Origin of the sequence: Burkholderia sp. E168m23 (assembly GCF_016586125.1) — a bacterium.
In the GTDB taxonomy this organism is placed as follows: Bacteria; Pseudomonadota; Gammaproteobacteria; order Burkholderiales; family Burkholderiaceae; genus Burkholderia; species Burkholderia orbicola.
In genome coordinates this window covers 1-2,140 of the sequence record NZ_BCPP01001102.1, presented here as the reverse complement: position 1 = coordinate 2,140, position 2,140 = coordinate 1, and the positions used below count along the sequence as shown (strand labels likewise).

The 2,140-nt window shown below is 59.5% G+C and carries 2 protein-coding genes and 1 pseudogene; 2 read left to right on the top strand and 1 reads right to left on the bottom strand.

What is annotated here, in order from left to right; genetic code table 11:
- Positions 1-430: 430 nt before the first annotated feature.
- Positions 431-700 carry a DUF6471 domain-containing protein gene (locus JMF90_RS34525; RefSeq protein WP_095402517.1) on the bottom strand — a complete coding sequence of 90 codons (270 nt, stop codon included), beginning with the start codon at positions 698-700 and terminating at the stop codon, positions 431-433.
- A gap of 292 nt (positions 701-992) precedes the next feature.
- Here JMF90_RS34525 and JMF90_RS34520 point away from each other — a divergent pair, with 292 nt between their 5' ends.
- Positions 993-1,718 carry a hypothetical protein gene (locus tag JMF90_RS34520; protein WP_236593016.1) on the top strand — a complete coding sequence of 242 codons (726 nt, stop codon included), beginning with the start codon at positions 993-995 and terminating at the stop codon, positions 1,716-1,718.
- Positions 1,715-2,140 (top strand): annotated as a pseudogene (locus JMF90_RS34515) (transposase); the annotation flags it as partial. The gene JMF90_RS34520 and the pseudogene JMF90_RS34515, both read left to right, overlap by 4 nt.

The following is a 2,140-nucleotide window of genomic DNA, read 5'->3' as shown; positions in this document are numbered from 1 at the left end:
CTTTGGGTTTGCGCCGCATCGGCATTTACCGTCATGAGCCAACAGGTTCCTGCCCGCGATGCATAACGCAGTCAACGCGATTCCTTGCAAGTCTACCTTGAAGCAAGGAAGCCAATGTCATTTCTTTCAATGACACGCGTCCTTTATCTGCTACCTGGAAGGGAATTATCGACGTCGTCGACAAGCCGGGAGCCGCAGGAGCCCCCCATCTTGAAAATCCCGCGGCCATTGCCTACGGTGGTAAACCCAAGCCGGTGCAACGCCGGCACGCAGTACCACGATGAGCCTGAATTCGTCTTGCTGACCGCCAGCACGGTCTGCCCCCTATTTATGAGAGGGTACGACGCGGGAGCTGGCGATGAAACAAGTCTGGCTATGGCCAAATTCGGTGGCATCGATAGCATGCTACTCATCTCGCACAATTCAGCCCCTATTTGCACTGGGTGAACGAGATGGTTTCCACCCCCATGGCGCACAGGCAGGCGACCAAGAATGCCGCCGAGAACCGCTTGCGATTGACCTTGCGGTTTATCTGGTCGGGCGACTCGTCGATTCCCATCTCCTCGAGCATCCGCGAGAGCTGCTTGTAGCGGATACCGCGCCGCATCATCTCTTCCTCTATCAACCCCTTCGCTTCCTCTTCCCACTTCCCATAAGGCTGGACTGGCAGCCGACCACGCTTGCGCGGCAGTTCTTCCATCTTTCCCCCTCGACCTTGTTCGAGCCTCCGCATTTCTCATGCCGGGATTCTCTCACGGGTATTTTCGGTCGTATACGACTGACTCAAAACCGGCAGCACTACACGTCCTCAACAAGCCATTTTTTTTCGAGGACAGAATGCTGACAAAAACTTTACAGACCAGTTCGCCGGCCCGACGGGCTGCAGCTGCACCCCGGACGACCTGCCAGACCGGCAGCCGATTGCACGTGCCAGTCGAAGGTGCGAAATGAGAAGCGCACCATCCTATGGCGTCCGTAGCCGCCGGAGCGCCGTGAACGCGGGTGTCCGGCTAACAGCCCGAACGTACGGCAAGGCCCGCATCGGCACCTATGCCGAAAAGGCCGACGGTCACATCACCGTTGAATCCGACGCGGAACGCCTGGTAGCGCACATGCTGAGCGTCGACCCACGCGTACGTTCGTTCAAGCAGCAACCGTTTACCGTCGACCTGGTCGGTGAACGGCTGCTGTTCACGCGCGAGGAACTGTCCGAAGCGCGCAGGATGCGTGGTGGTCGCACCGGGGAGGCCGAGTACACGCCAGATTTCGCCACCGTTCAGGCCGATGGCCTGCAGCGCGCGTATGAAGTCAAACTTCAGGGCTTCGAGGGCGACGACCGGTATTGGGCCAAGGTCGCGCGGGCCCAGGAAATCATGGAGGCGTACTGCTATCCGCTCTCCACGGTGGTCGTGCCCGCGGATGAACGGCACCCGGTCGTCGTCAACGCCCAACTGTTGAAGCCGGCAATAGCTCGGGCCCACGAATACCTGACACCGGACATCATCGACCGGGTCGAACGCTATTGCGACGCCGGCCCGGTGCTGCAGCGCGCGCTGTGTGCCGACCTCGATATTCCGACGGGCCTGATTCCTCAACTGCTAGCCACTGGTGTGCTGCAGGCAGACCTGGCGCATCACCACATCTGCGCCACGCTGGAACTGTCGGCCGCATATGGCGACCTGGGCCACCTCTGTTTGATTGAGGAGCTGCGACCATGATGTCCGACCTGCGCGCCGGAGACAAGTTGGCGCTGCCCGGAAAAACGGACAGCTGCTTCGAGGTGATAGACGCTCGCCTGCATGCCGGCTCCATCCAGCTCTTCGATGCCGAGAAATGTGAGGCCCGCTATGTCAAATACGACGACATCCGCGCCCAGATTTCGGAAGGCGGTCTGGTCCTGCATCGAAAGGGAATGCCGCGCATCAGCATTGCCGCCCAATACGACAATCCGGAATTGCACAGTAAGGTCCGCCTGCTGAACGACACACTGCGGCGTATTGATGCCATCCGGAAGCAACGAGGTCTGTCGTTTAACGCAGCGATACCTTTGGCCCGTGAAGCCTATCAGATGGAAAACGGAGACAAGCCGCTTGTCTGCCCGTTTCCGTCGCGAGCAACCCTGTACCGGGCTCACATGAAT